Source organism: Haladaptatus sp. DYF46 (assembly GCF_021083305.1).
In the GTDB taxonomy this organism is placed as follows: domain Archaea; phylum Halobacteriota; class Halobacteria; order Halobacteriales; family Haladaptataceae; genus Haladaptatus.
The window spans coordinates 175,179-200,826 of sequence record NZ_JAJFAY010000002.1; the positions used below are offsets into that span (position 1 = coordinate 175,179).

At 63.3% G+C, this 25,648-nt stretch carries 29 protein-coding genes and 1 tRNA gene; 11 read left to right on the forward strand and 19 right to left on the reverse strand.

All coding sequences use genetic code 11. From position 1 onward, the window contains the following. Positions 1-18: 18 nt before the first annotated feature. From LJF34_RS11995 to LJF34_RS12010, 4 genes are all read right to left on the reverse strand, one after another. Entirely contained in the window at positions 19-1,002 is a 984-nt protein-coding gene (locus LJF34_RS11995; RefSeq protein WP_231185248.1) for a restriction endonuclease, read from the reverse strand. A 67-nt stretch (positions 1,003-1,069) separates the two neighbouring features. Further along, the gene (locus LJF34_RS12000; protein ID WP_231185249.1) at positions 1,070-2,482 is read right to left on the reverse strand and encodes a BGTF surface domain-containing protein; all 1,413 of its coding nucleotides are present in this window, start codon (positions 2,480-2,482) and stop codon (positions 1,070-1,072) included. 164 nt (positions 2,483-2,646) lie between these two features. Then, on the reverse strand, positions 2,647-3,174 hold the full coding sequence (locus tag LJF34_RS12005; RefSeq protein ID WP_231185250.1) for a DnaJ domain-containing protein: 528 nt from the start codon (positions 3,172-3,174) through the stop codon (positions 2,647-2,649). A gap of 80 nt (positions 3,175-3,254) precedes the next feature. Continuing rightward, positions 3,255-3,761: a GNAT family N-acetyltransferase gene (locus tag LJF34_RS12010; protein ID WP_231185251.1), complete on the reverse strand. Its 507-nt coding sequence runs from the start codon at positions 3,759-3,761 to the stop codon at positions 3,255-3,257. A gap of 134 nt (positions 3,762-3,895) precedes the next feature. On the opposite strand from LJF34_RS12010, the gene hmgA reads away from it, so the two are divergent. Both hmgA and LJF34_RS12020 read left to right on the forward strand, forming a co-directional pair. Beyond that, positions 3,896-5,107: a hydroxymethylglutaryl-CoA reductase (NADPH) gene (gene hmgA / locus LJF34_RS12015; protein WP_231185252.1), complete on the forward strand. Its 1,212-nt coding sequence runs from the start codon at positions 3,896-3,898 to the stop codon at positions 5,105-5,107. A gap of 115 nt (positions 5,108-5,222) precedes the next feature. Continuing rightward, on the forward strand, positions 5,223-5,363 hold the full coding sequence (locus LJF34_RS12020) for a hypothetical protein (protein WP_231185253.1): 141 nt from the start codon (positions 5,223-5,225) through the stop codon (positions 5,361-5,363). 42 nt (positions 5,364-5,405) lie between these two features. Here the strand turns inward: LJF34_RS12020 and LJF34_RS12025 are convergent, their stop codons facing one another. Continuing rightward, complete coding sequence (locus LJF34_RS12025; protein WP_231185254.1) at positions 5,406-5,927, reverse strand: DUF5817 domain-containing protein; 522 nt, start codon at positions 5,925-5,927, stop codon at positions 5,406-5,408. A 25-nt stretch (positions 5,928-5,952) separates the two neighbouring features. Then, positions 5,953-6,534 (reverse strand): NUDIX hydrolase, encoded by a 582-nt coding sequence (locus LJF34_RS12030; RefSeq protein ID WP_231185255.1) that lies wholly within the window; start codon positions 6,532-6,534, stop codon positions 5,953-5,955. A 170-nt stretch (positions 6,535-6,704) separates the two neighbouring features. On the opposite strand from LJF34_RS12030, the gene LJF34_RS12035 reads away from it, so the two are divergent. After that, positions 6,705-8,426, forward strand: a complete 1,722-nt coding sequence (locus tag LJF34_RS12035; protein WP_231185256.1) for a hypothetical protein — start codon at positions 6,705-6,707, stop codon at positions 8,424-8,426. 32 nt (positions 8,427-8,458) lie between these two features. Here LJF34_RS12035 and LJF34_RS12040 read toward each other — a convergent pair whose 3' ends face one another. Next, a complete protein-coding gene (locus LJF34_RS12040) occupies positions 8,459-9,163 on the reverse strand; it encodes an SDR family oxidoreductase (RefSeq protein ID WP_231185257.1) in 705 nt (234 codons plus the stop codon). A 64-nt stretch (positions 9,164-9,227) separates the two neighbouring features. Further along, positions 9,228-9,950 (reverse strand): hypothetical protein, encoded by a 723-nt coding sequence (locus LJF34_RS12045; RefSeq protein ID WP_231185258.1) that lies wholly within the window; start codon positions 9,948-9,950, stop codon positions 9,228-9,230. 147 nt (positions 9,951-10,097) lie between these two features. On the opposite strand from LJF34_RS12045, the gene LJF34_RS12050 reads away from it, so the two are divergent. Beyond that, positions 10,098-10,814 carry a class I SAM-dependent methyltransferase gene (locus LJF34_RS12050; protein WP_231185259.1) on the forward strand — a complete coding sequence of 239 codons (717 nt, stop codon included), beginning with the start codon at positions 10,098-10,100 and terminating at the stop codon, positions 10,812-10,814. A 236-nt stretch (positions 10,815-11,050) separates the two neighbouring features. Here the strand turns inward: LJF34_RS12050 and LJF34_RS12055 are convergent. Both LJF34_RS12055 and trmY read right to left on the reverse strand, forming a co-directional pair. Next, a tRNA-Pro gene (locus tag LJF34_RS12055) sits at positions 11,051-11,123 on the reverse strand. A 50-nt stretch (positions 11,124-11,173) separates the two neighbouring features. Further along, on the reverse strand, positions 11,174-11,770 hold the full coding sequence (gene trmY / locus LJF34_RS12060) for a tRNA (pseudouridine(54)-N(1))-methyltransferase TrmY (RefSeq protein WP_231185260.1): 597 nt from the start codon (positions 11,768-11,770) through the stop codon (positions 11,174-11,176). Positions 11,771-11,907: 137 nt separating this feature from the next. On the opposite strand from trmY, the gene LJF34_RS12065 reads away from it, so the two are divergent. Then, positions 11,908-12,561 (forward strand): hypothetical protein, encoded by a 654-nt coding sequence (locus LJF34_RS12065; protein ID WP_231185261.1) that lies wholly within the window; start codon positions 11,908-11,910, stop codon positions 12,559-12,561. On the opposite strand, the gene LJF34_RS12070 is transcribed toward LJF34_RS12065, so the two are convergent. Beyond that, the gene (locus LJF34_RS12070; RefSeq protein WP_255666006.1) at positions 12,562-13,470 is read right to left on the reverse strand and encodes a glycosyltransferase; all 909 of its coding nucleotides are present in this window, start codon (positions 13,468-13,470) and stop codon (positions 12,562-12,564) included. A 238-nt stretch (positions 13,471-13,708) separates the two neighbouring features. Between LJF34_RS12070 and LJF34_RS12075 the strand changes: the two genes are divergently transcribed. From LJF34_RS12075 to rnhB, 3 genes are all read left to right on the forward strand, one after another. Continuing rightward, positions 13,709-15,004, forward strand: coding sequence for a tRNA pseudouridine(54/55) synthase Pus10 (locus LJF34_RS12075; RefSeq protein WP_231185263.1), 1,296 nt, complete (start codon positions 13,709-13,711; stop codon positions 15,002-15,004). 164 nt (positions 15,005-15,168) lie between these two features. Continuing rightward, the gene (locus tag LJF34_RS12080; RefSeq protein ID WP_231185264.1) at positions 15,169-15,378 is read left to right on the forward strand and encodes a hypothetical protein; all 210 of its coding nucleotides are present in this window, start codon (positions 15,169-15,171) and stop codon (positions 15,376-15,378) included. Positions 15,379-15,461: 83 nt separating this feature from the next. Further along, positions 15,462-16,127, forward strand: coding sequence for a ribonuclease HII (gene rnhB / locus LJF34_RS12085; protein WP_231185265.1), 666 nt, complete (start codon positions 15,462-15,464; stop codon positions 16,125-16,127). A 1-nt stretch (position 16,128) separates the two neighbouring features. Here rnhB and LJF34_RS12090 read toward each other — a convergent pair whose 3' ends face one another. The 4 genes from LJF34_RS12090 to secF form a co-directional block, all read right to left on the reverse strand. Continuing rightward, a complete protein-coding gene (locus LJF34_RS12090) occupies positions 16,129-17,322 on the reverse strand; it encodes an ATP-grasp domain-containing protein (RefSeq protein ID WP_231185266.1) in 1,194 nt (397 codons plus the stop codon). Further along, entirely contained in the window at positions 17,319-17,891 is a 573-nt protein-coding gene (locus LJF34_RS12095; protein WP_231185267.1) for a low molecular weight protein-tyrosine-phosphatase, read from the reverse strand. Before LJF34_RS12095 ends, LJF34_RS12090 begins: the two co-directional genes overlap by 4 nt. Positions 17,892-18,012: 121 nt before the next feature. Next, on the reverse strand, positions 18,013-19,566 hold the full coding sequence (locus LJF34_RS12100; RefSeq protein ID WP_231185268.1) for a preprotein translocase subunit SecD: 1,554 nt from the start codon (positions 19,564-19,566) through the stop codon (positions 18,013-18,015). Beyond that, positions 19,563-20,423 carry a protein translocase subunit SecF gene (gene secF / locus LJF34_RS12105; protein WP_231185269.1) on the reverse strand — a complete coding sequence of 287 codons (861 nt, stop codon included), beginning with the start codon at positions 20,421-20,423 and terminating at the stop codon, positions 19,563-19,565. The genes LJF34_RS12100 and secF overlap by 4 nt, the downstream gene beginning before the upstream one ends. Positions 20,424-20,554: 131 nt before the next feature. Here secF and LJF34_RS12110 point away from each other — a divergent pair, with 131 nt between their 5' ends. Continuing rightward, entirely contained in the window at positions 20,555-20,908 is a 354-nt protein-coding gene (locus LJF34_RS12110; RefSeq protein ID WP_231185270.1) for a hypothetical protein, read from the forward strand. On the opposite strand, the gene LJF34_RS12115 is transcribed toward LJF34_RS12110, so the two are convergent. The 3 genes from LJF34_RS12115 to LJF34_RS12125 all read right to left on the reverse strand — a co-directional run bounded on the left by LJF34_RS12115 (position 20,905) and on the right by LJF34_RS12125 (position 23,743). Continuing rightward, positions 20,905-21,792 carry a carbohydrate kinase family protein gene (locus tag LJF34_RS12115; protein WP_231185271.1) on the reverse strand — a complete coding sequence of 296 codons (888 nt, stop codon included), beginning with the start codon at positions 21,790-21,792 and terminating at the stop codon, positions 20,905-20,907. The two genes, LJF34_RS12110 and LJF34_RS12115, sit on opposite strands and share 4 nt — an antisense overlap. 73 nt (positions 21,793-21,865) lie before the next feature. Continuing rightward, on the reverse strand, positions 21,866-22,684 hold the full coding sequence (locus LJF34_RS12120) for a DUF63 family protein (protein WP_231185272.1): 819 nt from the start codon (positions 22,682-22,684) through the stop codon (positions 21,866-21,868). A gap of 99 nt (positions 22,685-22,783) precedes the next feature. After that, on the reverse strand, positions 22,784-23,743 hold the full coding sequence (locus LJF34_RS12125; RefSeq protein ID WP_231185273.1) for a ribose 1,5-bisphosphate isomerase: 960 nt from the start codon (positions 23,741-23,743) through the stop codon (positions 22,784-22,786). Between LJF34_RS12125 and LJF34_RS12130 the strand changes: the two genes are divergently transcribed. Continuing rightward, the gene (locus LJF34_RS12130; protein WP_231185274.1) at positions 23,742-23,894 is read left to right on the forward strand and encodes a hypothetical protein; all 153 of its coding nucleotides are present in this window, start codon (positions 23,742-23,744) and stop codon (positions 23,892-23,894) included. The genes LJF34_RS12125 and LJF34_RS12130 overlap by 2 nt on opposite strands. Before the next feature lie 63 nt (positions 23,895-23,957). Further along, the gene (deoC, locus tag LJF34_RS12135) at positions 23,958-24,593 is read left to right on the forward strand and encodes a deoxyribose-phosphate aldolase (protein WP_231185275.1); all 636 of its coding nucleotides are present in this window, start codon (positions 23,958-23,960) and stop codon (positions 24,591-24,593) included. Positions 24,594-24,624: 31 nt separating this feature from the next. Here deoC and LJF34_RS12140 read toward each other — a convergent pair whose 3' ends face one another. Beyond that, a complete protein-coding gene (locus tag LJF34_RS12140; protein ID WP_231185276.1) occupies positions 24,625-25,356 on the reverse strand; it encodes a hypothetical protein in 732 nt (243 codons plus the stop codon). Between the last annotated feature and the right edge of the window lie 292 nt (positions 25,357-25,648).

Here is a 25,648-nt window from a genome sequence, read left to right on the forward strand (position 1 = left end):
TGCGCTCGGGAGTTATAGTTAGGTCTCGACGGCCAGCGTTTCGTCGTGGGTGAACTTCGTTCGGACGTGGTCACGTCGGAGTCGCCCCGTCGTGACGATGGTTGCGTTCGTCGCGTCGTCGTCGATGGAGAAGACGAACCACACGCTCACCGACTCGTCGCTATCGAGGACGCTCGGCTGAAACCCCTCGGTGTCGTTGAGTGGCTGGTACCCTCGAAGCGTTCCGTTCGATCGGAGCGCGAAGTCCTGTGGTCGGAGGCCGAGCGAGTCACTCCCCGAGTTCGTGACGTTCATCGAGACGAGGAGGAATTCCTCTCCGTCATCCGGTTTGTACACGCCGTTGCCGCGTTCCGGGTTCACCTTCGAGACGCGTTTCGTGTTCCACCCGACGTCGAGCGCGCCCGTCGCGTCGCTCGGTGCGGTGGAGTTCGCGGTGACGTTCCACCCGCCGCTGGTCCGTACGTCGCCGCCGGTGCCGAGAATCGTGGGCGCAACGACGGCAGCGGCGACGATGGCGAGGACGGCGACGAAGACGCCGGCCACCGCTTTCCGCGGTATTCCGTCCGAAAGCGAAAAGGGAAGTGAGAACCCGTCCTCGTCTCCACCGTCTCCGTCGGAGCCGTCTCCGCCCTCGACGAACCGTTCCACGAGGTCGTGAAGTTCGCGGGCTTCGACGATGGTTCGGAGTTTCTCGCCGTCGACCAACTGGACGCCCGCCTGCTCGCCGATCTTCTCCGCGTCCTCGCTGAACGTTCCCGGCGTGACGACGGCACCTTCATCGACGCCGTACTTCTGGCAGATTCTCACGAACTGCTGGAGGTCCTGTCCGCTGACGTTCTCACCCGTTTCGGGATCGGCCCAGATGAGCCCTTCCCCACCGTTGCGTTGGAGGGCGACGAACGATTTACCGGACTTCTCCGTCACCGTCGTTTGCCAGCCCTGTTTCTTCCAGAGGGCGGCGACGAACTCCGGGAATTCTTCGTCGGGAATCTGTCGTATCATGGTCTGAAGCGGGCCTCCCGTTTTGTGCAGATATGGTCAATCATAGTATAAAAACCATCGGACACGTTCATCGTGTCCGGCGAAGGACGAGAACGGCCCCCGCCACGAGCGCCACGAGCGCGACAGGTACGTCGAATCCCGGCAGGTCACCCTCCGAAACCGACTGTGCGGTGATGGGTTGCTCGGTCTCGACGGGCGGAAGCGCCATTGTCGTGGTAGTCGCCGTCGTCGTGTTCGTGGGAGTCTCCGTCATCGTGGTTGTCGTAGGTTCTGTCGTCGTGGTTGTCACCGTAGTCGTCGTAGTCGTCGTCGCGGACGTCGTCTGTCTTGCGGCGACGACGCCGGTAACGGTCCTGTCTTGGTCACGGAGTTCGATACTGAAGGAGGTCCCCGGTTCGACGCCGCCGAAATCGAACGTCGAGCCGAACGTCCGCTCCTCCGTCACCGTCGCCGTTTTCGGCCAGAAGAACGAGTTCTTGCCCGTATCGTAGGCGGTCACGTTCACCGTCGTCCCCGGCGCGAGATTCGTCGTTCCACCGATTCTAGTTTGATCTTCGACGACCAGCACGTCACCCGAGTAGTCCAACGCGACGCGCCGCTCCTCGACCGAAAACGTCGTCGTCGCCCGCTCCGGTTCCGTCACCAATCCGTTTTCCGCGCCGATTTCGAACGCGACGTCGTACGCATCTCCGGCCTCGATGTCGTGTTCATCCGTGTCGAGAACGAGGTACAACACGTCGTTTTCGTCGTCGAGCATCATCCGCGTCGCTTCGTCGCCGTCGAACTCGTTCGGAACGGTGTTACGATGCGCGTTCGTTTCGCGGAAGTGAACGCTGACGTTCTCCCCGCTCCCGTCGAGCATCGACTTGTGGAGGAACCCCGACATCCCGGACACGTTGACGGCGAGAACGAACTGATCGCCCTTCGCAACCGTCCCGTTTTCCGTCGCTGACGCCGCTTTCCGTAGGTCGTCCGGAGTTTCGAACTCGTCGGGATTCACCGCCTCCGGTGTCGGCAACACTCCCGTCCACGCGTCGCCCGTCTCCCGTTGTTCGACCGTGAACGAACCGATGTCCTGTGTGACCCCACCGATCATGACGTTCATATCGTACACGCCGGGTTGGAGCGGCCCCGATTCCGACGGAATCCGCACGTTCGGCGTTCCCCTGATTCCGCCCTTTCGCAACGAAATCGTCTCGTTCGGGTCGTCGGCCCGGTACGTGTTGAGGTCGAGCGTCGTGGTGCCCTTCGTCACGTTCACCTGCACCCAAAACCCCTGGTCGGGCGACCCGATGTTGACCGTCGCCGCTTTCGAGGCGTGAACGGTGATCGGAATCACGTCGCCGCGGTCGTCGCCGGGGGATCGCGTTTCGAAGGTGGCACTTTTTCCGGCCGCGCCGACGAACGAAATCGGTCCCACGAGGAGCGAGCAGAGGAGGACGGCGACGACGAGCAGTGAAACGGCTCTATGGGGTCGCATCAGATGACAACCTCTCGACAAAGGTTTGGAGGTATCGGATAAAACGACAGATTCCGGCACATACGTGGACCGATGGCCGGGGTCGGTAGTGTCGGCATGGTTTAGTACGAGATGTGTTATGAACCATCCGTAATAAATTCGTCCGTCAGTACCGCGACTGATAATCAGCGGTCGGTGCGAACGCGTTCGTACGCCTTGTTGACACGTTTGAACGCCTCTTCGTTCCCGTCCGCTCGGTCGGGATGAACGCGTTTCACCTTCTCACGGTAGGCCTGCCGGACCGTATCCTCGTCCGCGTCGGCATCGACGCCGAGGATTCGATAGGCCTCCTTCGGACTCGGGCCGGGCCGTCCGCCGACCGTAGCGCGCCCGCCCGTCGCCCTCTCACCGGTCCGTGCTCGACCCCTTCCCGCCGCTTGCCAACGCGCTCGTTCGCGTGCTTGCTGTCGGGCCTGCTCGCGTGCCGCACCGGGCGACGGGCCGAACCCCCGACGCGGTTCTCGGTACGCCTCACGTTCGACCTTCTTCGCGAGTCGCCCCGTGGCGTGATACCACAGGATGGCCGTCGTGATGCCGAACGGGACCGCAAAAATGATGAGAACAGGGTTGTACGCGAATCCCAGCGAAACCATCGAAACCGTGATTCCGGCGAAGACGGCGGCCATGGCGAGCAAGAGACGCGACCTGTGCACGGTTTCGCTACGGGTGGATGGGTGTTAAGCCTCTCGCCGCCAGCAAGTTCGGCGATGACACCCGAAACGACCCGTTTCCCTCATTTCGAAAACTGGTGGTAGTAGACGACCGCATCGCACGTCCCACCCGTGAACAGGTCGACGACGCGCTCTTCGATCCGTTCGAAGCCGCTGGCCTCGAAGAACGCACGTCCGCGTTCGTTCTCGGTGAAGATGGGGGCCGACAACTGCGTGAACCCGCGCTCGCTTACGTGGTCCTCTATCGCGGCGAGGAGGTCGCTTCCCACGCCAGTCCGCCACTCGTCGGGGTCGACGTAGATGCTCCGTATCTCGCTCTCTCCGACGCGTTCGGGGTCGATATCGGTGGTGGCGTACGCGAACCCGACCAGTTCGCCGTCCGTGACTGACGCGAGAAATATCGCATCGTCGTCGCGGAGTTGTGCTTCGAGTCGGTCCGAACCGTACCACTCCTCGAACGCGACGTCCTGTTCCCGTTCGGAGAGGAAGTCGTAGGAGTCGTCCCACGCCGAACGAACGATACGGCGAACGTCGCTCACGTCGTCCACAGTCGCCGGTCTGATTTCCATACGGACAGAACATCCACGACGGATAAAATGGTTGCTGGCCGGTTCTTGGTGACGCTCGAGGATTCGGTCGACCGGCGGCGACCGCCTCGACCGAATGGGCAACTGTTAGGGGGTGGAACGACAACCGGCGAATCATGACCGATGCAGACGACCTCGCGGAGCGGGTACTGGCGGGAGACCTGCGCCTGCACGAACTCGAAGACCACGCGGACCACGACACGGCGGCGGCGACGCGCCGGAAACTCCTCGAATCGGAGACGGATGCGACGCTCGATACCGTCGGGCAGTACGCCTTCCCGGCCGAGGACGCCGAGACTGCCATCGAAAACATGGTCGGGACCATTCAGGTTCCGCTCGGCGTGGCCGGGCCGGTCGCCGTCAGCGGCGGGTCGGCCGACGGCGAGTACCACCTCCCGCTCGCCACGACGGAGGGGGCGCTCCTCGCCAGCGTCAACCGTGGCTGTTCCGTCATCGATTCCGCGGGTGGGGCGGACGCACGGGTGACGAAACAGGGGATGACCCGCGCACCCGTCTTCCGTGTGGAGGGTGTCGCCGAGGCGGAAGCGGTCGTGAACTGGGTTCGGGAGAACCGCGACGCGCTCGCCGAGGTCGCCGAATCCACGACCAACCACGGGGAACTGCTGGACGTGACGACCTACGTCGTCGGCGACTCCGTGTTCCTGCGGTTCGTCTACGACACCAAGGACGCGATGGGGATGAACATGGCGACCATCGCGACGCGAGAAGCCGCCTCGCTCGTCGAAGAGGAGACCCCGGCGAGCCTCGTCGCGCTGTCGGGGAACCTCTGTTCCGACAAGAAACCGGCCGCCATCAACGCCATCGAGGGCCGCGGGCGGAGCGTCACGGCGGACGTCCACGTCCCGCGCGAAACGGTCGAGGAACGTCTTCACACCACGCCGGAGGCCATCGAGGAGGCGAACACGCGAAAGAACCTCGTCGGCAGCGCGAAGGCCGGGGCACTCGGGTTCAACGCCCACGCCGCGAACGTCGTCGCGGCGGCGTTCCTCGCGACCGGACAGGACGCCGCACAAGTGGTCGAGGGGAGCAACGCCATCACGACCGTCGAAGCCCGCGACGATGAACTCTACGCCAGCGTCAGCATCGCCAGCCTCGAAGTCGGCACGGTTGGCGGCGGCACGAAACTACCCACGCAGGCGGAAGCGCTCGACGTTCTGGGCCTCCGCGGCGGCGGTGACCCCGCCGGAAGCAACGCCGACGCGCTCGCCGAAATCATCACGGTCGGCGCGCTCGCCGGCGAACTCTCCCTCCTCGCCGCGCTCGCGTCCCGGCACCTCTCCAGCGCCCACGAGGAATTGGGTCGATAGCGATTTCGACATTAAATACCAAACTGTTATTGCAGGAAATTTATTGTATTGGAGGACGATTATTACTCGGCACCCGTGGGAGCGACTCGCGGCGTGCCACACAATGGTGATTCCAATGGCAACTGCCCCCACCAAGGGGGACGCACCGATAACGAAATCCCGAGCGTATTACGTCCTTCAGTTCCTGAAACTGTTGCTCACCGTCGTCACGTTGCTCGTCGCCGTGTGGAAGGCGCTGACCGGTGCACTCCCCTGAGTCGGGCCGTCCCTTCGACGCCGACGGATACCGGATGCGGGTTCACATCCGACGATATCGCCCGCGGGTCTCGCTGATTTCGCCGCGCCGAGCGAGTTTGGCGAGCGCCGTTTCGACGTACTCGCTCGAAACCCCGCGTTCGCTCGCGTATCCGACCACTTCCCCTTCAGTCGGCCTGTCGAGGGTCGTGACGGCGTCGATAACCACCTGTTTTTTGCTCGTGCCGGTACTTCGACGAGCGTCGCGGTTCGCGGCCTCGGTGACTTCCTCGGAATCGACGCCGGAACGGTCGAGGAACTCCTCGTCGTCCATTCCGGCCTCGTCGGCCCGCGAATCCATCTCGGAGAACGAGTCGAGTTCGGCGAACGCCTCGCCGTGTCCCTGCCGGTTGGCGAGCATGGACGCACGCACCTCGCGAGCGTGATCCTCGTCGTCCGTTTTCACGAACTTCTTCAGTTTCTCGAAGGTTCGACGCTTCCCACAGCGCGGACACCGCGTCGTTTCGGGCCGTCCGTCGACTATCCACAGGTTGCTACAGCCGTTACAACCCACGACGCTGTACATACGTTTCGTTCCGCGTCCTCCCTGTTCAACCCTCCGCTCGCGGTGGGGTCTCGCCTTCGCCGAGGAGTTCGTAGTAGAGGACGCCGAGGACGGTTCGACCGTCGTACACGCCGTCGGCGGCTATCTCCTCGCGGAGCGCCTCGAACGTCGTCGTCCTCGACCGGATGCTCTCGTTGTAATCCAGTTCCTGCTCGCCGCTCGGCACGCAGCCGTACGCGACGAAGAAGTGATGGAGGCTGTCCGCGAACCCATTCGCCGGTTCGACGGTCGTGAGGTGGCGCACCCGCGCCGCCTCGTATCCCGTCTCCTCGACGAGTTCGCGTCTGGCCGCGGCAGCCAATTCCTCGTCGTCGGGTTCCACGCCGCCGACCGGCAATCCTCGCGATATGCGCGACACCGCCTGTCGCCACTCCTCGATGACGACGACGTCACCGTCTTCGGTGAACGGGAGGACGACCACGCTTTCGGGTTCCGTCAGGTAGTCGAAGTCGGTTTCGGTGCCGTCCGGCAGGCGGACCTCCTCGTTTCGAACGTCGAACCCCGGACACGAGTAGGCGACGCCTGATTCGAGCGTCTCCCACGCGAGCGGGTCGTTCTGGGGAGCCATATCGGATTTGTTCCGAGCGAACGCAAAGGCACTTCGGTTTTCGAATGTCGCTGGAACTGTGATTCGCTACGGTTGTCAAAAATTCCCCGGTAAGCCGTCGTTGCGCTCGCCTCGGCGGGAGAACGGTTGTCGTGTTTTATTCGACTCGGCGTGGAATCCTTTCGGGATTCATGAATCTCGAGCGGATCAGCAGACGCGGGGTACTCGCGGTAACGGCCGGGGCAGTGGGGACGGTGGGATCGGTCCGGACGACGTCCACGGCCGAAGCGGGGGGAACGAACGAGAACGGAACGACCAGCCACATCGTCATCTTCGGCGGCAGCCCCGATTCCGTCATCGAGTACGGACTGACGGTGAGCGGGCGACTCCAGAAGAGCGGGCGCAGCGGCGGTGCGTCCATCGCCGACCGATACATCACCGTCGACGGGGAGGATAGCATCTCGAACCGAGGACGGCACGCCAGCGGAGCGGTCGCGGGCGGTGGCGACGCATATCGATTCACGGGACGGATTACCCGATTTCGGGTCTCCCTCTCGTCCGCCCGGCAGAACGAGGTCGGCATCTATCTTGACGGTCGCAAGGTTCGACCGGACGAACTCGGCGACGCGCCCGCCGCAAGAACGCCCGTCGAGTTCCTCGACTGCAACACCGCGCGGGTGACCGGAACGTTCCGAGGGGTTCGGCTACACACCAGTTTCTGGGACGAGGCGGGACTCGGTACGAACTGGCTGTTCCCGGGAGCGGTCAGCGGAACCACCGTTCTGCATCCAACAGCGGAACACGACCCCTATCCGTTCGCGATCGACTCGGTGAGCCTCGATACCCGGAAACTGAAGACGCCGGGGCAACCGGCGAAGTTCACGGCGGTCAATCCGTATGCGGGTCCGTGGTGTCGCGAGGGGGGTGCACCGAGTGGAACACTGCCGAACCACCTCGTCATCTTCGGCGGCAGTCCGGGTACCGTCATTCGGTACGAGTTCGCCGTGAGCGGCCAACTAGCGAAGAGCGGGGACGCCGACGGCGCGCCCATCGCCGACCGGTACGTCACCGTCGACAGTGAGGACGAACTGTCCGGGAACCGCGCCCGAGGAGCGGTCGCGGGCGGCGGAGACGCTTACCGATTCTCCGGGGACCTCACCGCGTTCGAAATCGACGGCGGCGCGACCGTCTACCTGAACGGGCGACGGGTGAACCCGGACGAACTCGGCGGGGGAGGCGGCGGAACGGATGGAGGCGAAGAGGGAGACGGAGGAGGTGACGAAATGGAAGACGAAAACGGAACACGGTCGAAGGGTATCGAATTTCAGGGCTGCGAACGGGCGGTCGTGACGGGCGATTTCGAGCGGGTGACCATCAATACGTCGTGGTACGCGTCGGACGGGCTTGCCACCTCGTACAACGAAATCGGGCCGGTGAGCGGTCGAACGCAAATAGACAGGTCGAACGTCGGTGACGTCGGGGAGTCCGGGTTCGTCATCGTCACCGTCGCCGCCTACGAGTCGGGAAGCGCCGAGCCGACGATATCGAAGCGAAACCCGAACACGGAAGCGTGTAATCGGAAGCTTCGCCCGACGACGGAAACGACCGGGACGGAAACCGAAACGGGGACACAAACCCGGGAAACGACACAGGAGTCGGAAACTGCTCGGCAGCAGACGACCGAACGGACGACGAAATCGCAGGAGACGACCGATGCGTCCAGCACGTCACGAGAGTCGAGTACGTCCGCAGAGAGCACGGCGAACAGCACCCCCGAAGCGACGGACACCGGGGGCGGAACGTCGGGCGAAAGCGGGGACGGAACGAGCGAGAGTGGAGCAGACGCCGGAGGGGGGAGTGCAAGTGGAACGAGCGGGAGCGACAGCAGTGCGAGCGGAAACGAGAGTGCGTGAGTCGCCCCGTCCCCGGCAAAAGAGGGTCGCACTCAGACCGAATCCGTCAGACCACCATCGACGCGGATGTTCTGTCCGGTGACGTAACTCGCAGACGGTGACACGAGGTACGCGACGGTATCCGCGATTTCCGTCGTGGCCGCGGGGCGGTTCATCGGAATCTCCGCCCGTGTTTCGTCGTCCACCTCGTAGCTGTCCACGAAGCCGGGAAGCACGGCGTTCATGCGGATTCCGTCGTCGGCGTAGCGGTCGGCGTACAGTTTCGTGAAGCTCCCGAGTCCGGCACGGAGGACCGAGGAAACCGGGAACTCGTGGCTCGGCTCGAACGCCGAAAAAGTGGAGATGTTGACGATTGACCCCCCTCCCTGTTCCCGCATGACCGGCGTGACGAGCCTCGCCGTTCGAACCGCGTTCAGGAGGACGAGATCGAGTCCGTCGTGCCACTCGTCGTCCGAGATGTCCAGCAGGTCCCCCGTCGCGGGGTGGCCGGTGTTGTTCACGAGCGCGTCGATGCGTCCGTATCGCTCCGTCGCGGCCTCGACCAGCGCGGCGAGGTCGTCGGTGTCCGTCACGGAACCTTCGAATCCGACGCCGCCGAGGTCCTCGGCGACGTCGACCGCGGCACCGGATTTCGACAACAGGACGGGCGTGTAACCGTCGTCAGCGAGTTCTCGTGCGCACGCTTCACCGATACCGCGACCGGCGGCGGTCACGACCGCTACTCTTTCGGAGTTCATAATCGAAACTCATCGGGGATGGATTTGTGCGTTCGGTGAACGGTTGGAAAATTGACGCTGTGGGTTACAACGAGACCTTCGAGAGGTCGGCTTCCAGTTCGTCCACGTGGTCGTTGAACGCCTCCACGAACCCCCTGAAGTCATCCGCGAGTTCCCGGACGTCGGGTGCCGACGGCGGTTCGTACTGCGAGACGAGATACGTGCCGCCCTGTCCGCCGACGCGGAGGTAGGACGCCCTGCTCTCCTCGCGTTTCAACTCCCAGCGCTTGCCGTTGACTCGGGCCGTGAACGTGCCGTAATCGACGCCGTCGTAGCGATGGAGTTCGCCGGCCATCACGTCCGAAACCTCCCGAATCCGCCCGACGACGCGGTTTCGCTCGGAGACGACGGTGTCGGTCGATTCGACCCTCGGGAAGTCCGTCGAGACGTCGTCCAAGACGCCCTCCTTGGATTCGACGTGGGCGTTGTAGGACGCGACGAACGCGTCGTAATCCCGCATCGCCGTCGCGAGGTCGTCCGGGTCCGGCGGTTGTTTCGAGGAGACGACGTACGTCTCGCCGCCCGCCTTCCCCTCGAAGCGGAGGTACTGGATGTCCCCTGCCTCGTACTTGAGCGTCCACTCCCCCGCACTCGTTTTGAACGTCTCCTGCCCGTAATCCCCGCCCTGCAACAGCGCGAGTTCGCGCGCGATGGTCCCCGCGTGGTCCGTGACCGCGGCGACGACTTCATCCCGCTGTCCGGCGATTTCCTCCGTGTTCGTGATGTCGAATTCGATTCCCTCGCTCATGTTGGTGGGACTACGGATGGAGCGGGGTTAACCGTGATGACTCGGTGGTTCGAACCGCTCCGCTCGTCGGTGTCGTTCGTCGATGTGTGAGCACGAACGAATATGAATCGGAACAGTTACGATGGAAACTGACACACGAACGTATCCATGCCGCCCGACGAGAAACCCATCGCGGAGGACGCATACGACGAACTGGGGGAGACGTACGAGAAACACGAAGACGATCCCTACTGCGCGGATCTGGAGTTTCCAGCGATGGTAGCCCTCGTTCCGGAGGTGGACGGAAAACGAATCCTCGATGCGGGATGCGGCTACGGTCGGTACTCGGAGTGGTTGCTCGACCACGGAGCGGACGTCGTCGCCCTCGATGCGAGCGAGGAGATGGTCGAAGGAGCGAAGGAACGACTCGGCGATCGAGCGACCGTTCATCGGGCCGATTTGGATGAGCCGCTCGACATCGCGGACGACGGTTCATTCGACGGTGTCGTCAGCGGGCTTTCACTGCATTACCTGAAAGATTTGCGGCAAACTTTCGCGGAGTTCGCCCGACTGCTCCGACCGGGCGGGTTCCTCGCGTTTTCGACCCACCATCCGCTCGATGACTACCTCGCGTACGAGGGAGTGAACTACTTCGAAACCGAGCGAGAGCGGATGACGTGGGCGACCGACGGTGGGGACGTCGACGTTCCGTTCTACCATCGACCGCTTTCGGAGATCGTCAACCCGCTCGCCGAAACCGGCTTCCGACTGGACGAACTGGTCGAACCGACACCGACGCCGGCGTTCGAGGAGAAGAAGCCGGAATCGTACGAAAAAAGGTTGAAACGACCGACGTTTCTGTGCGTTCGAGCGTCGCGGCGATAGGGACGGTCCGGCGCGAATACATGTGAGCGCATGTAAAACGGTCCGCTCGTCGGCGTTGAGTGTGGGGATAAGAATGGACCGACGCGAATTCGAACCGGACGAGACGTTCCGGGTCGCTCACTCGCGTTCGCTTCCCGGGCCTGCGTCTCGTTTGCTCGAATTCGCTTGGCGATCCACTTTCCCGCACTCGAAACACCTCGCTGTCGCTCGGTGTTTGGTGAGTGCGGGAAAGGTAGTGGGCCGGCGCGAATTCGAATCGCGGTTACGGCCACCCGAAGGCCGAAGGATACCAGGCTACCCCACCGGCCCGCGATTGAAAGATGGAGTCACCCACCTTTAACGGTTGCGAAACGGGGGCGTCAGTAGTCGGCGTAGCCGTCCGTATCGAGGTAGTTATGAGCGACCGTCATGGCGTGATTGCCGTGGAGGAGCGACGGTCCGAGTCTGACCCGCGCGTCGGAGGCTTCCGCCAGCAGGTCGGCCTCCTCGTCGGTGAAGTCGCCGTGGTCGGAGAGGACGAACAACGGATCTTCCGGGGGTTCGAGGTCGACCACGGGCCTTCCCTCCTCGTGCAGTTCGACCACGGTGGCCTTCCCGCTCGCCTCGGAGAGAATCGTCTCGAAATCGCGCTTCGAGACGAAGACGCCGGGCGTGCTTTCGGCTTCCATGTGGCCGATGGCCTCGGATTTCGCCTCCAACGCCGTGCGGATGAGCGCCGCCGTGCTTCGCTCGTCGGGGTTGAGACGGCGGAGTTCACTCCCCTCGAAGCGAATCGTCAGTTCGTCCTGCATGACCAGAAAGAGGCGCACGTCGCTTCGGAAATCGTGCGAGAGGAAGAACGCGCTGTTGACGCACCGACAGAGGGCGTCGAGTCGCCCCGCCGCGCCCGCCAAATCGTCGAGCGAGAAATCGGGCGTCGTCGGAGCGTCGTGACCGAGAACGATGAACTGTCGCATATCCCCACTCGTCCCGGCGAGCGTAAGTCGCTTCTGAACGTCGGTGACGGGCGAGTTTCACACCGCCTCCCTCGTCGGCCCCAGCATTTACGTGACAGATAGTCGTCGTATCGACGCCGGACTCACCTGATGAAACAATGACTGACGAGACACGATACACACGGCGAACGTTCCTCGCGGGAGCGAGTAGTGTCGTCGGTGCGACCCTCGCATCGACGGCGGTAACGGCACAGGACGGAACCACGACCGACACGGCGCGGAACAGAACGACGCGACAGATGGTCGCCCGGCAGTCGAACCTGTTCGAGAACAACTACGCCGGGCAGTTCGTCATCGTTGCCGACGTGAAGAAAAAAGAGGCGAGTCCCGACGTCGTCTCGACGTGCGAGTTCCCGAACTGGAACGCGAACGAAACGCGAGTGTATAACGGCGTCTTCATCGACAACCTCGGCAAGGAGAGCACGTCCCAGCAGTCGGTGCGAACGGACCTCTACACGAATGGAAACAAGGAAGAGATCCAAATCGGACAGCCGTTCATCATCAACAACACGCAGACCTGTTCCGGCAACTACGTCGGCCTCGAAGCGCAGACGATACCGACGTACGCCGCGAACGGCCAGCCGATGGGGGCGACCGTAACCGGGACCGACCAGGAGAGTCCCGGTTCGGGCGGGTCGACTGACTCGGGAGGAAGGAGCGAAAACAACAGCGGTCAGCCCGGGTTCGGCGTTCTGGCCGGCCTCGCGGGCGTCACCGGTTTGGGGCTCAAACGCGCGTTCGACGAGGACTGATTACTCGCCTTCGCCGAAGTGTTCGTAGACCCAGCCCGTCGTGGCGCTGAGGCGTTTCAGGTACGCGATGAAAAAGAGCAGGACCACGTCGGCCTTCGACAGCGAGGTGCTTTCGGTGACGTTTTTGTAGAATCGAACCGGATGCGGCGGGAGGTAGTTTCGTGGGTTGAGAAGGCTCGGTTTCTGTACCCGGCTGGGATGGTAGCGTTGCATCTGCGCCCGGCCACGACCCAGACGGAAGTGCTTTTTCAGGAGCGCGGGAAGCGACGAGCGGGCGGGGTGATACATCGTAATCGCGGGTTGGTAGTGTTGACCGAATCCGGCGTCGTACACCCGATTGCCGAACTCCTGATCCTCGCCGGAGAACAGTCGGTCGTCGAAGTTCCCCACCTCGTCGAACACGGTTCTGCGGACGAAGAGGCATCCGGTTCCCGAGAAATGCTGTTCTTCGATGTACTTCTGGATCGGAAAGCCGAAGATCTGGTTGTATTTGGCGGTGAGCGTGTCCTTGTCCTCTTCGACGTAGATCTCGACGTTACACCCCATGTAGTCCCAGTCGTTCGACTCCATCGACTGAACCGCGTGTTCGAGCCACGTCTCCTCGACGGTCATATCCGCGTCGATGAATCCGAACAGTTCCCCCTTCGCTTCGGCGACCCCCGTGTTCCGAGCGGCCGCGGGACCTTGAATCTCGTCTTCCACCAAGAGTCGCACACGGTCGGGATACTCCTCGCAGTAGCTCCTGATAACGTCCCGCGTCTCGTCGGTCGAACCGTTGTCCACGGCCAACACTTCGTAGTCCGTCGCCGAATATGTCTGATCGAGAACGGCGTCGAGAGTCATCCGAATGCCCCGTGGATCGTTGTAGACAGGAATGATAACGGAGACAAACGGCGGCTCGGAAGGCATATCGTCACACTGCGTCACCACGCATATAGCCCCTTCGATTCCTCACACAGCCAGCGTATACGCCTTGACAAATGAGTTTGCAGCACTGTTTTTTCCGATGTAATGTCATTTTTGACTGATTTACATCATTCTATAGTTGTTGTCAGAATAGTGACACTATAAGGATTCGATGGTCGGGCCGTCCGGTTCGCCGTTCGAATCGGAAACCGGTTTACCGCGTGACTCCCACGGGTGAGACATGGACGTACTTTCGGCGGCGCGGCGGGTCATCGCGGAGGACCCCGTGTGCGATGCCTGTCTGGGTCGGCAGTTCGCCGACCGAAGCTTCGGGTTGACGAACGACGAGCGGGGTCACTCCCTCCGTGTCGCGGTCGCCTTGGAGGACGACGAGGATTTCGAGGAGCCGGACGAGGAGTGTTGGGTCTGTGAGGGACTCACCGACGAGTACGACGACTACGCGGAACGGGTTGCGAAAGCCCTCTCCGACATCGGATTCGAGACGTATCAGGTCGGGACGCGTGCACCGCCGCTGGTCGAGGAGAACGAGCGTCTCCTCCGCGAGTTGGCCGACCTCCCCGAGGACGCCGGCGAACTGTTCAAATCGGAGTTCAACCGCGAAGTGGGCAAACGGGTCGGGCGACTCACCGACACGGAAGTCGATTTCGAGCGCCCGGACGTGCTGGCACTCCTCAACCTCGAACGTGGGGACGTGGATGTGCAGGTGAACCCGGCGTTCGTCTTCGGTCGCTATCGAAAGCTGGAACGCGACATCCCCCAGACGAAGTGGCCCTGCCGGGAGTGCGGCGGGTCGGGAAAGCAACTCGCCGAGGGCGGCGGCGAGGAACCGTGTGACTACTGTGGCGGCAGCGGATTCCTCTACGACGAGAGCGTCGAACAACTCACGACGCCACCGGTCCTCGACGCGATGGACGGCGAGGAGGCCATCTTCCACGGCGCGGGCCGGGAGGACGTGGACGCGCTGATGCTCGGGACGGGCCGCCCGTTCGCCATCGAGGTGAAAAAGCCCCGGCGACGGAACCCGAACACGGACGAGCTCGAACGCGAAATCAACGAGTTCGCGGACGGAAAGGCGGAAGTCGAGGGACTTCGCCTCGCCACGCATGACATGGTCGAGCGCGTGAAGGGCCACGACGCCAGCAAGACCTACCGCGCACAGGTCGAGTTCGACGAACCTGTCACGGAGTCCGCCCTCGCGGAAGCCGTCGAGGAATTGGACGGCGCGACCATCGAGCAGTTCACCCCGAACCGGGTGGACCACCGCCGAGCCAACCTCACCCGCGTACGCGAGGTGTACAGTATCGAAGGGCATCTCGACGACGAGCGCCACGGCGAAGTCGAGGTTCACGGACAGGGCGGCCTGTACATCAAGGAACTCGTCAGCGGCGACGAGGGACGAACCGAACCGAGTTTGTCCGGTCTGCTCGGCGTCGGCGCGGACGTGACCGCGCTGGACGTCGTCGCGGTGGAAGGCGAGGAGGAACCCTTCGACCACGACGATTTCCTGCTCGAATAACGCCGTACGTCTGCGGTCCCAGCGGCCGAATTTTTCACCCAATGACCCACCAAACCGATAGAATTAACTCCTCGCAATATGATATGTCGGACGAAGCAGACGGGGTTCCGCCGAAAGGCCAGTGGTCAGAACACTGACCTCGTGTGCTTCGATAGGCTCGAAGCATGTCCGACAACGAACCTTCTCAAGAAAAGCGTACCGCCATCAAACAGGTCGGCCTCCGGTTCCGCGGTATCGACGCCGACGACGTGGACAAAGAGCTTCTCGGCACGATTCACGCCGTGCTGGACGAGCAGGAACTGCCCGTCAGCAGCATCTCCGTCGAACCGCGCAAGCCGTACGTTCCCCGGCAGTCGGGGTCACACCAGTCCTGAACGGGACCTAAACCGCGTTTTTTCGTCAGTCGCCTCGCCGCATCTCCGGCCGTTCCACACCGTTGACCCAATCAGTAACGACCATGTGGAATGACGACCATCGTCCGAGCGTGTTCGGGGTAGACGAAGCGGGACGCGGGCCGGTGTTGGGGTCGATGTTCGCCGCGGCGGTCGCCATCGACGACCCGGAGGGCTTACCGGACGGAATCGACGACTCGAAGAACCTCTCGCCGGAGCGACGGGAGGAGTTAGCGGCGTCGATTCGAGCGGACGAAACCGTTACGGTCGGCGTCGCGGAGATCACCACGGCGAGAATCGACGACCCCGAGACGGACATGAACACCCTGACCGTCGCGGCCCACGGGGAGGCGATATCCCGAATCGTCTCCGATGACGAACGCGGTATCGTGGACGCCTGTGACACCAGCGAATCCCGGTTTGCTCGGCGGGTCGCGGCGGAAGTCGCCCCCGAGATAGAAATCGAAGCGGAACACGGCGCGGACGAAACCCACGCAATCGTCGGTGCGGCGAGCATCGTCGCCAAAGTCGAGCGCGACGCCCACGTCGCCCGACTCGCCGAACAACACGGCGCGGTGGGAAGCGGCTATCCGAGCGACCCCACCACCCGCGAGTTCCTCCGCGAATACGTCGAGGCGAACGGCGAACTCCCGGACTGCGCCCGCGTCTCGTGGCAGACGAGCAAGGACGCGCTGGCCGCCCACCAACAATCGGGACTCGGCCAGTTCTGACCTATTTTCCGAGGACCGCCGACACCGCCCGCCGCAACGGCTTCGGCTCCGACGGCGCGAACTCCGAGGCGAGGTTCGAAACGTCGCGCCGGAACGGCTCCGGGTCGTCCATCGACAGGTAGTCGAAGTTGGGGTCGGTGAGCAGCGAGCGCAGAACGCGAGCGATCTCCAGCGGGAGCGACGGGCGCTCGACGTGTTCGTAGTCGTCGCGGAGGAGACTCACGAGGTAGACGAGTTCCCCTCGGAGGATGTGACTGCCCGTCCCGACCGTGTAGCCGTAGTCCGGCCTCCGAACGCCGTTGGCCAGTTGGTAGTAGCGATGAGGGAAATCGACCCCCGAGTGAACCGCGAGTTGGAGCGACCCCCAAAAGCGCGGGTTCACTTCGAGCAGTTTGAACCGCTGGTCGCGCGGGTCGCGTCGGAACTCGGCCATGGCGGGACCGTGCCAGTCGAGCGCCGACAGGAGGCGAACGCCGTGGTCGTGGAGGGTCGGGTCCGACACGGATTCGCGGAAGACGCTCGCCCCGCCGGAGTAGGTGTAGCTTCGAACCCGTCGATGCTGGAAGGTGACGACCGGTTCGCCGTGGTCAAAGAGGGCGAAGAAGCCGTACTCGGTTCCATCCGGGATGCACTCCTGCACGATGGGGACGTGGCCCATCTCGTCGGCGAGACGGTCCGCGTCGGGTTCCTCCGAGACGAACCGTACGTCGGGGTATGCCGTCTTGCCGTCGTCCACGCACACCGTGTACCGGGATTTGACGACCGTCCCCTCGCTCCAGTCGTCCCACTCCGTGAGGAGGCCGGTTTCGGGGACGGGAACGTCCGCTTCCTCCGCGCGTCGAAACAGCCGATTTCGGTCGCGTGCGGACCCCATCGTTTCGAAGTCGGGCCACGGCGTCCCGACGTGTTCCGCGAACTCGTCTCGGTGCTTCGAAAGGACGTAACTCTCGGGTTCCCGGAGCGGAACGATGGTCTCCACGTCGGGACGCTCGGCGAGCGAAAGGAGGCCGTCCCGATAGCCGTCGAGGTCCTCCGTCGGCGCGGGAAGGGAGACTCGTTCGTCCACGTACTTCGACGTGAACGCGGGCGAGTCGGGTGATTCACCGGCCGCGATGACCGGAATTCCCTTCCGGCCGAGCGACCTGATGCACGCGAGGCTACTGCCCGCCGCGATGGCCGGGACGACGACGCTCATTCCTCCTCCACCGTCGTCAGAAACGCGTCCACCGCGTCCGTGACTTCGCCGTACACGCGACGGAACGTGTCCTCGTCGGCGTCGTACGGGTCCTCGATTTCGAACTCCGGCGAAATCTCGAACGACCGGACGAAATGGGCCTTCCCGAGCGAATCGGGGTAATCCCGCTTCAGATACCAGTAGTTCCACGCATCCATCAGCAACACGAGGTCGCTCTCCCCGAGGAGCGTCTCGTCCACGCACTGTGAGCGATGGTCGGTCAGATCCACGCCGAACTCCGACGCGACGGTCACGGCGGCGTCGGGACTCGACCGCCCTTCCTTTTCGATGAACCCGGCGGAGTGAACCGACGAGCAGTCGTACTCCGTTTCCTGCAGGCGTTCTCGAAGGTAGCGTTCGGCCATCGGACTCCGACAGATGTTTCCGAGGCAGAGGAAGAGGACCGCCGGTTCGGAGGGGAGCGTGCGCACCGCGCTGGTCGTATCTCGGGGGAGAGCGTCGGGACGCAACCGCAACCGCTCCATCTCCACGGCGAGGCGTCGTCTGCCGTGCTGGAGGTGTTCTAACATCGTCCCGCGTTCGACGTAGTCGCTGTTATAACTCGGCGATCGTTTCGGAAGTAGACGGAGCCTACGGTGTTCGTAGAGGTAGAATACCGTTTCCAAGGAGCGAAAAAAGGTCGCGACGGCGTTACTTGTCCGTCAACAGGTAGCGGAGGATGTCACCGTAGGCCGGTCGCGTGACCAGCACCCCGATGAGGACGCCGAGGATGGTGATGATGGCGAACCCTTGCAGGTCGCCGAGTCCGAGCACCGCCAGCGGACTCATGGCGATGATGGTCGTCGCGGCGGCGGCCCCGATGACCCAGAACGCCTTGCGGAAGCGCGACTGGAAGACGCGCGAGGAATTGACGGCTCCTTCGCTCATCACCTCGTCGGCGATGATGATGAGGTCGTCCACCCCGGTCCCGATGACCGCGATGAATCCGGCGATGTGCGAGAGGTCGAGCGGGAGACTGACGGCGGCGGCAAATCCGAGGAGGATGAACACCTCGGAGAGCGCGGTCAGGATCATCGGCAGCGCGACCTCGGGTTTCCCGTAGCGGAGGAAGACGACGCCGCTGACGGCGAGCACGGCCGCGATACCGGCCAGAAGCGAGTCGAACTTGAACTGGCTCGCGAGGCTCGGCTTGAGGTAGGTCGTGGACCCCGCCTGCGTGTCGAGTGCCGCCGGAAGCGCACCGGCTTGGAGGTTGATCTGGATTTTACGGGCTTCGGAGGCGTTTCTCCCCGTCTCGATGGTGAACGTCGGGTTATTGACGAATTCGCCGTTGTTGATGGAGTCCGCGAGGCTACCCATACTCACGCCGGACACCACCCTTCCGTCGACGACCGTGTAGAGACAGTACCCCGCCTCGTCCGCGGGTTTCTGTGGGTATCGACACGCTTGGATTCCCTCCGAACTGGTGAATCCCCGTTTTTTCATCACGGTGGCGAAACGCTTCGCGGCGTCGTCGGTGAGCGAGACGCTGACGCTCCAGGCGTTATCGACCTGTTGTGCGGGTCCGACGTTGGTGATTCCATTTTGGGTGATCGCGGTCGTGTTCGCCCCCGTTCCGTTGTCGGTCGGGTAGTGTGCGACGATGGAGACCTGCCCGCGCTTCGTGACCAACTCCTCCATCTCGGACTGGTTGGCGTTGGGCATCTCGATTTGGATGAAATGCTCCCCGTTCGTCGCTGTGACCTGCTGAACGCGCCCGCCGGAGAGTCCGGCCTTGGAAATCTTGTCGCTCAACGTGCGGACGATTTCGTCGCGAGTCTGTTCGGTCACGCCCTCGCGGACGGTTTCGTATCCGATGTTCTCCTTTTCGAGCGCCGATTTCAGCTGTCCCGTCGTGACGTTGTCCGCGAACACCTCGATGGTACTCTGGGTGTTCGTTCTCCGAATCCCCACGTCCGACTGGGTGACGCCGGGAATGTCCCCGGCGATGGCCTTCTGGATGTCCGTCCGACTCGTGCCGTTCGGCGGGGTCACCTGTTCGGCGGTGACGCCGTTCACGGGGGCGCGGATTCGCGTCCCACCGGCCAGTTCGAGGCCGTACTTCAGGTTGGTCGGGCCGGTGCTGTTCGCGGCGAGGTTTGCGTTGCCGTTCCCACTCCCACCCTGCGGGACGAAGAGCGCGAACGCGCTTCCGAGCAGGAGGACGACGAGCAGGCCGACGCGCCAGTTGTCACGGAGGCTCATCGCGCCACCCCCTCGAACTTGTACCAGCGAAGGAGGCTCAGATTGAGCATGTACGTGTTCATCAGGTCGGTCGCCAGTCCCATCACGAGGACGGTACCGATGGCCGTGAGCAGGCCGATCTGGAAGATGTACGCCACGATTGTCATTACCGCCATCGCGGCGAGCGACGTGACCGTCATCGTCACGCCGGTCCGCATCGCGCGGTACGTGCTCTCGTAGAAGCCGCCGGACCGACGAAGGACGTGGTTGTTGAGCAGGATGTCGGAGTCCACGCTATACCCGATGAGCATCAGGAGCGCGGCCACGGTCCCCAGCGAGAGTTCGATGCCGAAGACGTTCATCAGCGCGACCGGAATCACGATATCGCTGAACGCGGAGATAACGACGGCGATGGAGGGAACGAACGACCGGAACATGAGAAAGACGATGATGCTCATGCCCGCGAACGCCGCCACGATGCCGTAGATGGCGAGCTGTTGGGAGTTGGACCCGAAGCTCGCGGAGGTGCTCTGTACCGAGAGCACCTCGTATCCGGCGCTGTTCGCTTGGGACGTGAGCGAACTCGTATCCGTATCCTGGAACGTAACGATATATTCGTTGTTTGATGTCGCCGACGGCGTCACCGACGCGACGTCCGAATCAAAAGCAGTCTGAATCTGGGACTGCGACGCGGTCGTCTGCACTCTCATTTCGGTTCCGCCCGTAAAATCGATGCCCGGCGTCACTGGTGCGCCGGTGGCCACATACCAACCGGCGATAACAAGCAACGCCAGCACGAGAATGGCGAGGGGAATCCCCGCAAGTTGCCGATTCGAGTACCGGGTGTAATCGACCTCCGGTACTTGAAACTCTACCATAACCGATGGGTGCGTGACGACCCTGAATAAGCCTTCTTAATTACTACTGGACAACCCATCAGGTAAAACCACCAACACGAAACGTGAAAACCGCACGAAGGCATAATTGCCTCCGGCCCCTTGCACTACCTATGTCGGGGACGAACACGAAAACCGAGCGCGAACCGGAGAGCGAACAGGCGACCCGAGTCATCGTCTCGTATCCGGAGGACTTGAGCGACTGGGGGCGCTTTCAGGTCGGGACGAGACACTTCAAGGCGTACCTCGGGAAGACCAAAGGTGCCGTTCGCGAGGGTGACGTCTGGGAGGAGTTCCTCGACGTCGGCTGTTGTGGCGACACGCTCGACGTGCCGCTTCGCGTCGAACGGGTCGAAGGTGGCGACCGGATGGGACCGGACACCACCATCGACTACGACGTTCGGGAGGCCTGTGGAATCCGCGGTGGGTGGCAGGTCCAGAGCGCGGACGGACCGAACGAGGTCTAATACCGCTCGTCGAGGAACGCCTCGACGCGCTCGGGGGTCGGGGCCGTTCGTGCTCCCGCCGCCATCGCGGTCAGCGCGCCGCAGGCGTTGGCGTACTCCAGCGCCCGCTCGTAATCGTTCGAATCGAGCAACGTCGCGATGAACCCGGCGGCGAAGGCGTCGCCAGAACCGGTCGAATCGACCGACTCGACCCCGAATCCGGGGTGCGTGTAGACGCCCTTCGTCGTATCGACCCGCGCACCCCTGCGTCCGTGCTTGATGACGACGACGCGACCGTGGAGTTCCGAGGATGGGTGTTCCAGATCGCCGTCGAGAATCGTCGCCGCTTCGCGGTCGTTGAGAAACACGACGTCGGAGTAGGCGAGCGCCCGCGAGAAGTCCCGTTCGGCGAGGCGACGGCCGGGGTCGAAGCTCACGGATAGGTCGGCCTCGGTCGCGATTCGTGCGAGTTCGGCCGCCGTCTCCGGGCGTTGGCTGGTGAGATGGAGGTGCTCTGCCCCCGTAACGTACTCGGGGCGGACGTCCTCGGGCGCGATGGTCTCGTTCGCCCCCTCGTTTCCGAGAACCATCACCTCGCCGCCCTCGTCCACGATGAGGTACTTGGTCGTGGTCTCGATACCCGCGACTTCGATGACGTGGGTACAGTCCACGCCGGCGTTCGTGAGTTCGCGCCGAACCAACAACCCGTGTTCGTCGGACCCGATGCTGCCGACTAAACCGGTCGAAACGTCCATGCCCGCGAGCGCCGCGGCGACGTTCGCGGCGCTTCCACCGCCGGAGCGTTGCTGTGAGGTGATGCGCGCCTCGCCGTCTGGTTCGGGCAGGGCGTCCACGCTCAGCGTCACGTCCCAGTTGATGTGGCCCGCGGTTACGACTCGAACCATGACATCCCTCCGGAGCGGTTCGTGGGCGGCATACCGTTCGTGGTACCCATCAGTGGTAAAAAATCCTGCCGACTTAGCCCGTGATGGCGAACAGGATGAGGTTGTGCGCACCGGGTCCCAGTCCGACGGCGGCGACGACGCCCAAGAGGAGATAGCCCTCCGCGGGTTCTTCGGCGACGTAATCCGCGAACAGGAGGACGACGAACTCCGCGATGGCGAGTTTTACGAGGACGAACAGCCAACCGACTCCGACCGAGTTCGATATGGGAAGCGAATGGGCGATTTCGAGGATGGCTTGCGAGAGCGGCGTTTTCTCGCGGAAGTCGAGAACGTCGATGCCGACGGCCGTCGAGACGCCGTCCAACGCGTGGGCGAACAGCGTGAGGGCACCGACCGCACCGGTGATGATGGCGACGTCGGGATAGAAGAACTGCGTCGCCACCCAGAGGACCCCCGTCAGAACCACGGCGACGACGAGCGCGACGAACGGCCAGAACAGCCGGAGACTGCCGTGCTGGATCCCGTACCAGAATGCGACGAGGAGGACGACGACGACGCCCGACATCCCGACGCCGGCGAGGACGCGCGGGACGGGAACTCGAAGCCGATAGAGCGAGAGCAACCAGACGCCCCCGGCCAAAGCGAACGTCGTAAGGTAGACGGCGGGCGTTCCGAACAACGGAAGCAGGACGTCCGGAATCGGCGTGCCCGGAACCTGATACAGCGCGTTCAGTCCCGCACCGACGACCATCCACGGTGCGAGCGACACGATGGTCCGCTCCGAGATGGTCGGTTCCGCACGTCGAAGCGACCAGATGACCGCGACGACGACCAGCAAAAGCGGCAGAAGATACGATAGTGGGGGAAGCGCAAACCCGTCCGGCAGTACCATACTCCGACACGCGAACGGAGGTGTGGAAAGGTTTGCGGTCTGTGTGCTCCCTTTGCAAGGGGCGGAACGAGCAGACGGTCACCGTTTCGTCTGTCGGTTTTACGGCTCGTCCCACGGTTCACCGTTCTGTTGTTCTCCGAACATCTCTCGCATCAGCGTCACGATGCTTTCCGGCGGGAACTGTCCCCGTTCGGTGACGATGGCGTCCACGTATCGCGGCGGGGTCACGTCGAACGCCGGGTTCTCGACGCGGACGTTGCCGACCTTCGACCGTTCGTCGTCGGGAAGGATTTCTCGCGGATCGCGCATCTCGATTTCGACGGTGTGACCCGTCATGGTCCCCGGATGGAGTTTCAGCGTCTGTGCCGCGACCATGATCGGAACGCCGCGTTCGCGGGCGTTCACGGCCAGACCCGAGGTACCGACCTTGTTGATGACGCTCCCGTCCGCCGCGATGGAGTCCGCGCCGACGAGCACGTGGTCGGCGTCGTCCAGATATCGGCGGGCCGCGTTGTCGACGATGAGCGTGACGGGGACGTCCCAGTCGCGCAACTGACGGGCGGTGATGTGGCCCTGTTTTCGGGGCCGCGTTTCCTTCACGATGGCGCTGATTTCCTTGCCGTCGTCCAGCGCGCGGTGGACGCAGGAGAGCGCGTCCGTCGAGTGGCAGTGGGTCATGATGGTGTCGCCGTCGCGGAGGCGGTTCGCGCCGATTTGGCCGAGATTGTCCTGTGCTTGGTCGAGTTCCCGCCGGAACTCGACGACGGTCGAAACGATGCTTTCGCGCAGTTCCTCGACGGTATCCCCCTTCATTCCCCGCAGGACGTAGCGCAGTGCGTTCGGAAGGCTGACCGCGGTCGGTCGGGTTTCGTGGAGTCTCCGGGCGGCGGCGCGAATCTCGGCGCGGAACTCCTCCGGGGAGTCCGCCTCGCTGGCTTGTGCCTGTTCGCCGATGGCCGCCGCCGCGGCGTCCGCGATGGTCGCCGCGCCGCGGATTTCCATCTCGGCGATGTCGTCCGCGGCGGTGGCGACGGAGGGGGTTACGTCGGGGTCATTCATGTGCGATTCTACGGCGTTCGGGATGAAAAAGATGGTCCGGCGGAAATTCTACCTTCACGGCAGTTACACGGGGGACATGGATTTCGACACGACGGTAGCCGTCTCGGGGTCGCTAATGGGCGTCGCCGCAGACCACTTCTCCAAACTTTGAGACCCACCGGGTCGTATCCCGTGGATGGCGGGATTTTTACCGGGGCGGGCCATCCACCCCGCTATGAACGAATCCGAACTCGCTGCAAAAATCGACCACACGGTGTTGGGACCGGAGACGACGCTCGCGGACGTGCAGGAGGTACTGGACGACGCCAAGGAGTACGGGATGAACGCCTGCATCCCGCCGTGCTACGTCGCGGAGGCCGCCGAGTACGCGCCCGACGTGACCCTCGCGACCGTCGTCGGGTTCCCGCACGGGCAGCACGCGACGGACGCCAAGCGCGACGAAGGGGTCGGCGCGTGGGACGACGGCGCGGACGAGTTGGACATGGTCATCAACGTCGGGCGACTGAAGGCCGGCGACCACGACGCGGTGCGGGCCGACATCGAGGAACTCGTCGCCGCCGTGCCGATTCCCGTGAAGGTCATCATCGAGACGGCGCTCCTCACGGACGAGGAGAAACACGACGCCTGCCGCTTGGCCAAGGAGGCGGACGCGGCGTTCGTCAAGACCTCGACGGGATTCGCGGACGGCGGCGCGGAGATCGAGGACGTGGAACTGATGGCGGAGTACCTCCCCGTCAAGGCGAGCGGCGGTATCGGCGACTACGAAAAAGCGAAGGCCATGCTCGACGCTGGCGCGGAGCGCATCGGCGCGAGCAGCGGCGTCGAAATCGTCGAGGACTTCCGCGGGTAGATACCGCTGACCTCCCCGCAGAACTCCCCCTTTAGTCGTCGTCGTCGCTCGGTTGCGGACTCGGAGTGCCCTGTCGAGCCCTGCTCATCCACCCGTCGATGTGCTCGGCGACGTAGTCCCGTCCACCCCACCCGAACGCGATGCCGGCACCGATGGCGATGGCGGCCGCGAAGCCCCACGCGAGGGCGCGAGCGAACAGGTAGAGGATTCCCACGTCGATTCCCATCGTGTCTAGACCGATGACAATGGCGGTGAAGTACAGGAACAGTCGGGTCCCCGTGGCGAACCAATTGGTGTAGTCGGTGTGAGTCGCCGCACGGGTTCGCATGATGGCGTCGCCGATGAAGTCGGCCACGACGAAGCCCAGGATGATGACCAGCAGTCCCGCGACGAGCGCCGGCAGATACGACACCGCCGCCGCCACCCACAACGATAGCCTGGGAATGGCGAGTACGTTCGCCGCCGCGAGGATCGCCAACGCGTAGATGAACCAGGCGGCAAGCTTGCCGAACGCGCCGGACACCGCGCTCTCCGTTCCGCCGAGCATTCGACCCAGCGGCGTGTCGAGCACCATTCTGTCGAGTTCTATCCTGTCTGCGATTCTACGGACGACGGCCGCCGCACCACGTCCGATGACCCACCCGATGAGCAGGATGACGACCGCACCGACGAGGCGCGGAATCAACGCGATGAACCCCGATACGGGGTCCTGAAGCCATCCGGGAAGCCCACCTACTTGTAAGACGATATCGTATTGTGTCATGTTTCGTTCTCTCCCCCACGCAGTCGCGTGGTTCACCTGTTGATTGGACTATAGCCAGTTTGTTGTTGGCCGCCTAAATCGGGAGAAGGACGGAGTAACGTCGAATGAGATCGACCGGTTTTCACGAACGATACTGTCGGAAGGAAAAGACACCCGAAACGAAAATGGCGGATGTCCGACCGTTGAAAGGGAAGCGAGAACTCCCTGAAAAGTCAGCTTTCCCCGGGATTGAGCCGCCTCGGCGTGCGAGGATACGAACCATTACCGTCGGATGTGGGACCGGTGACAGGAG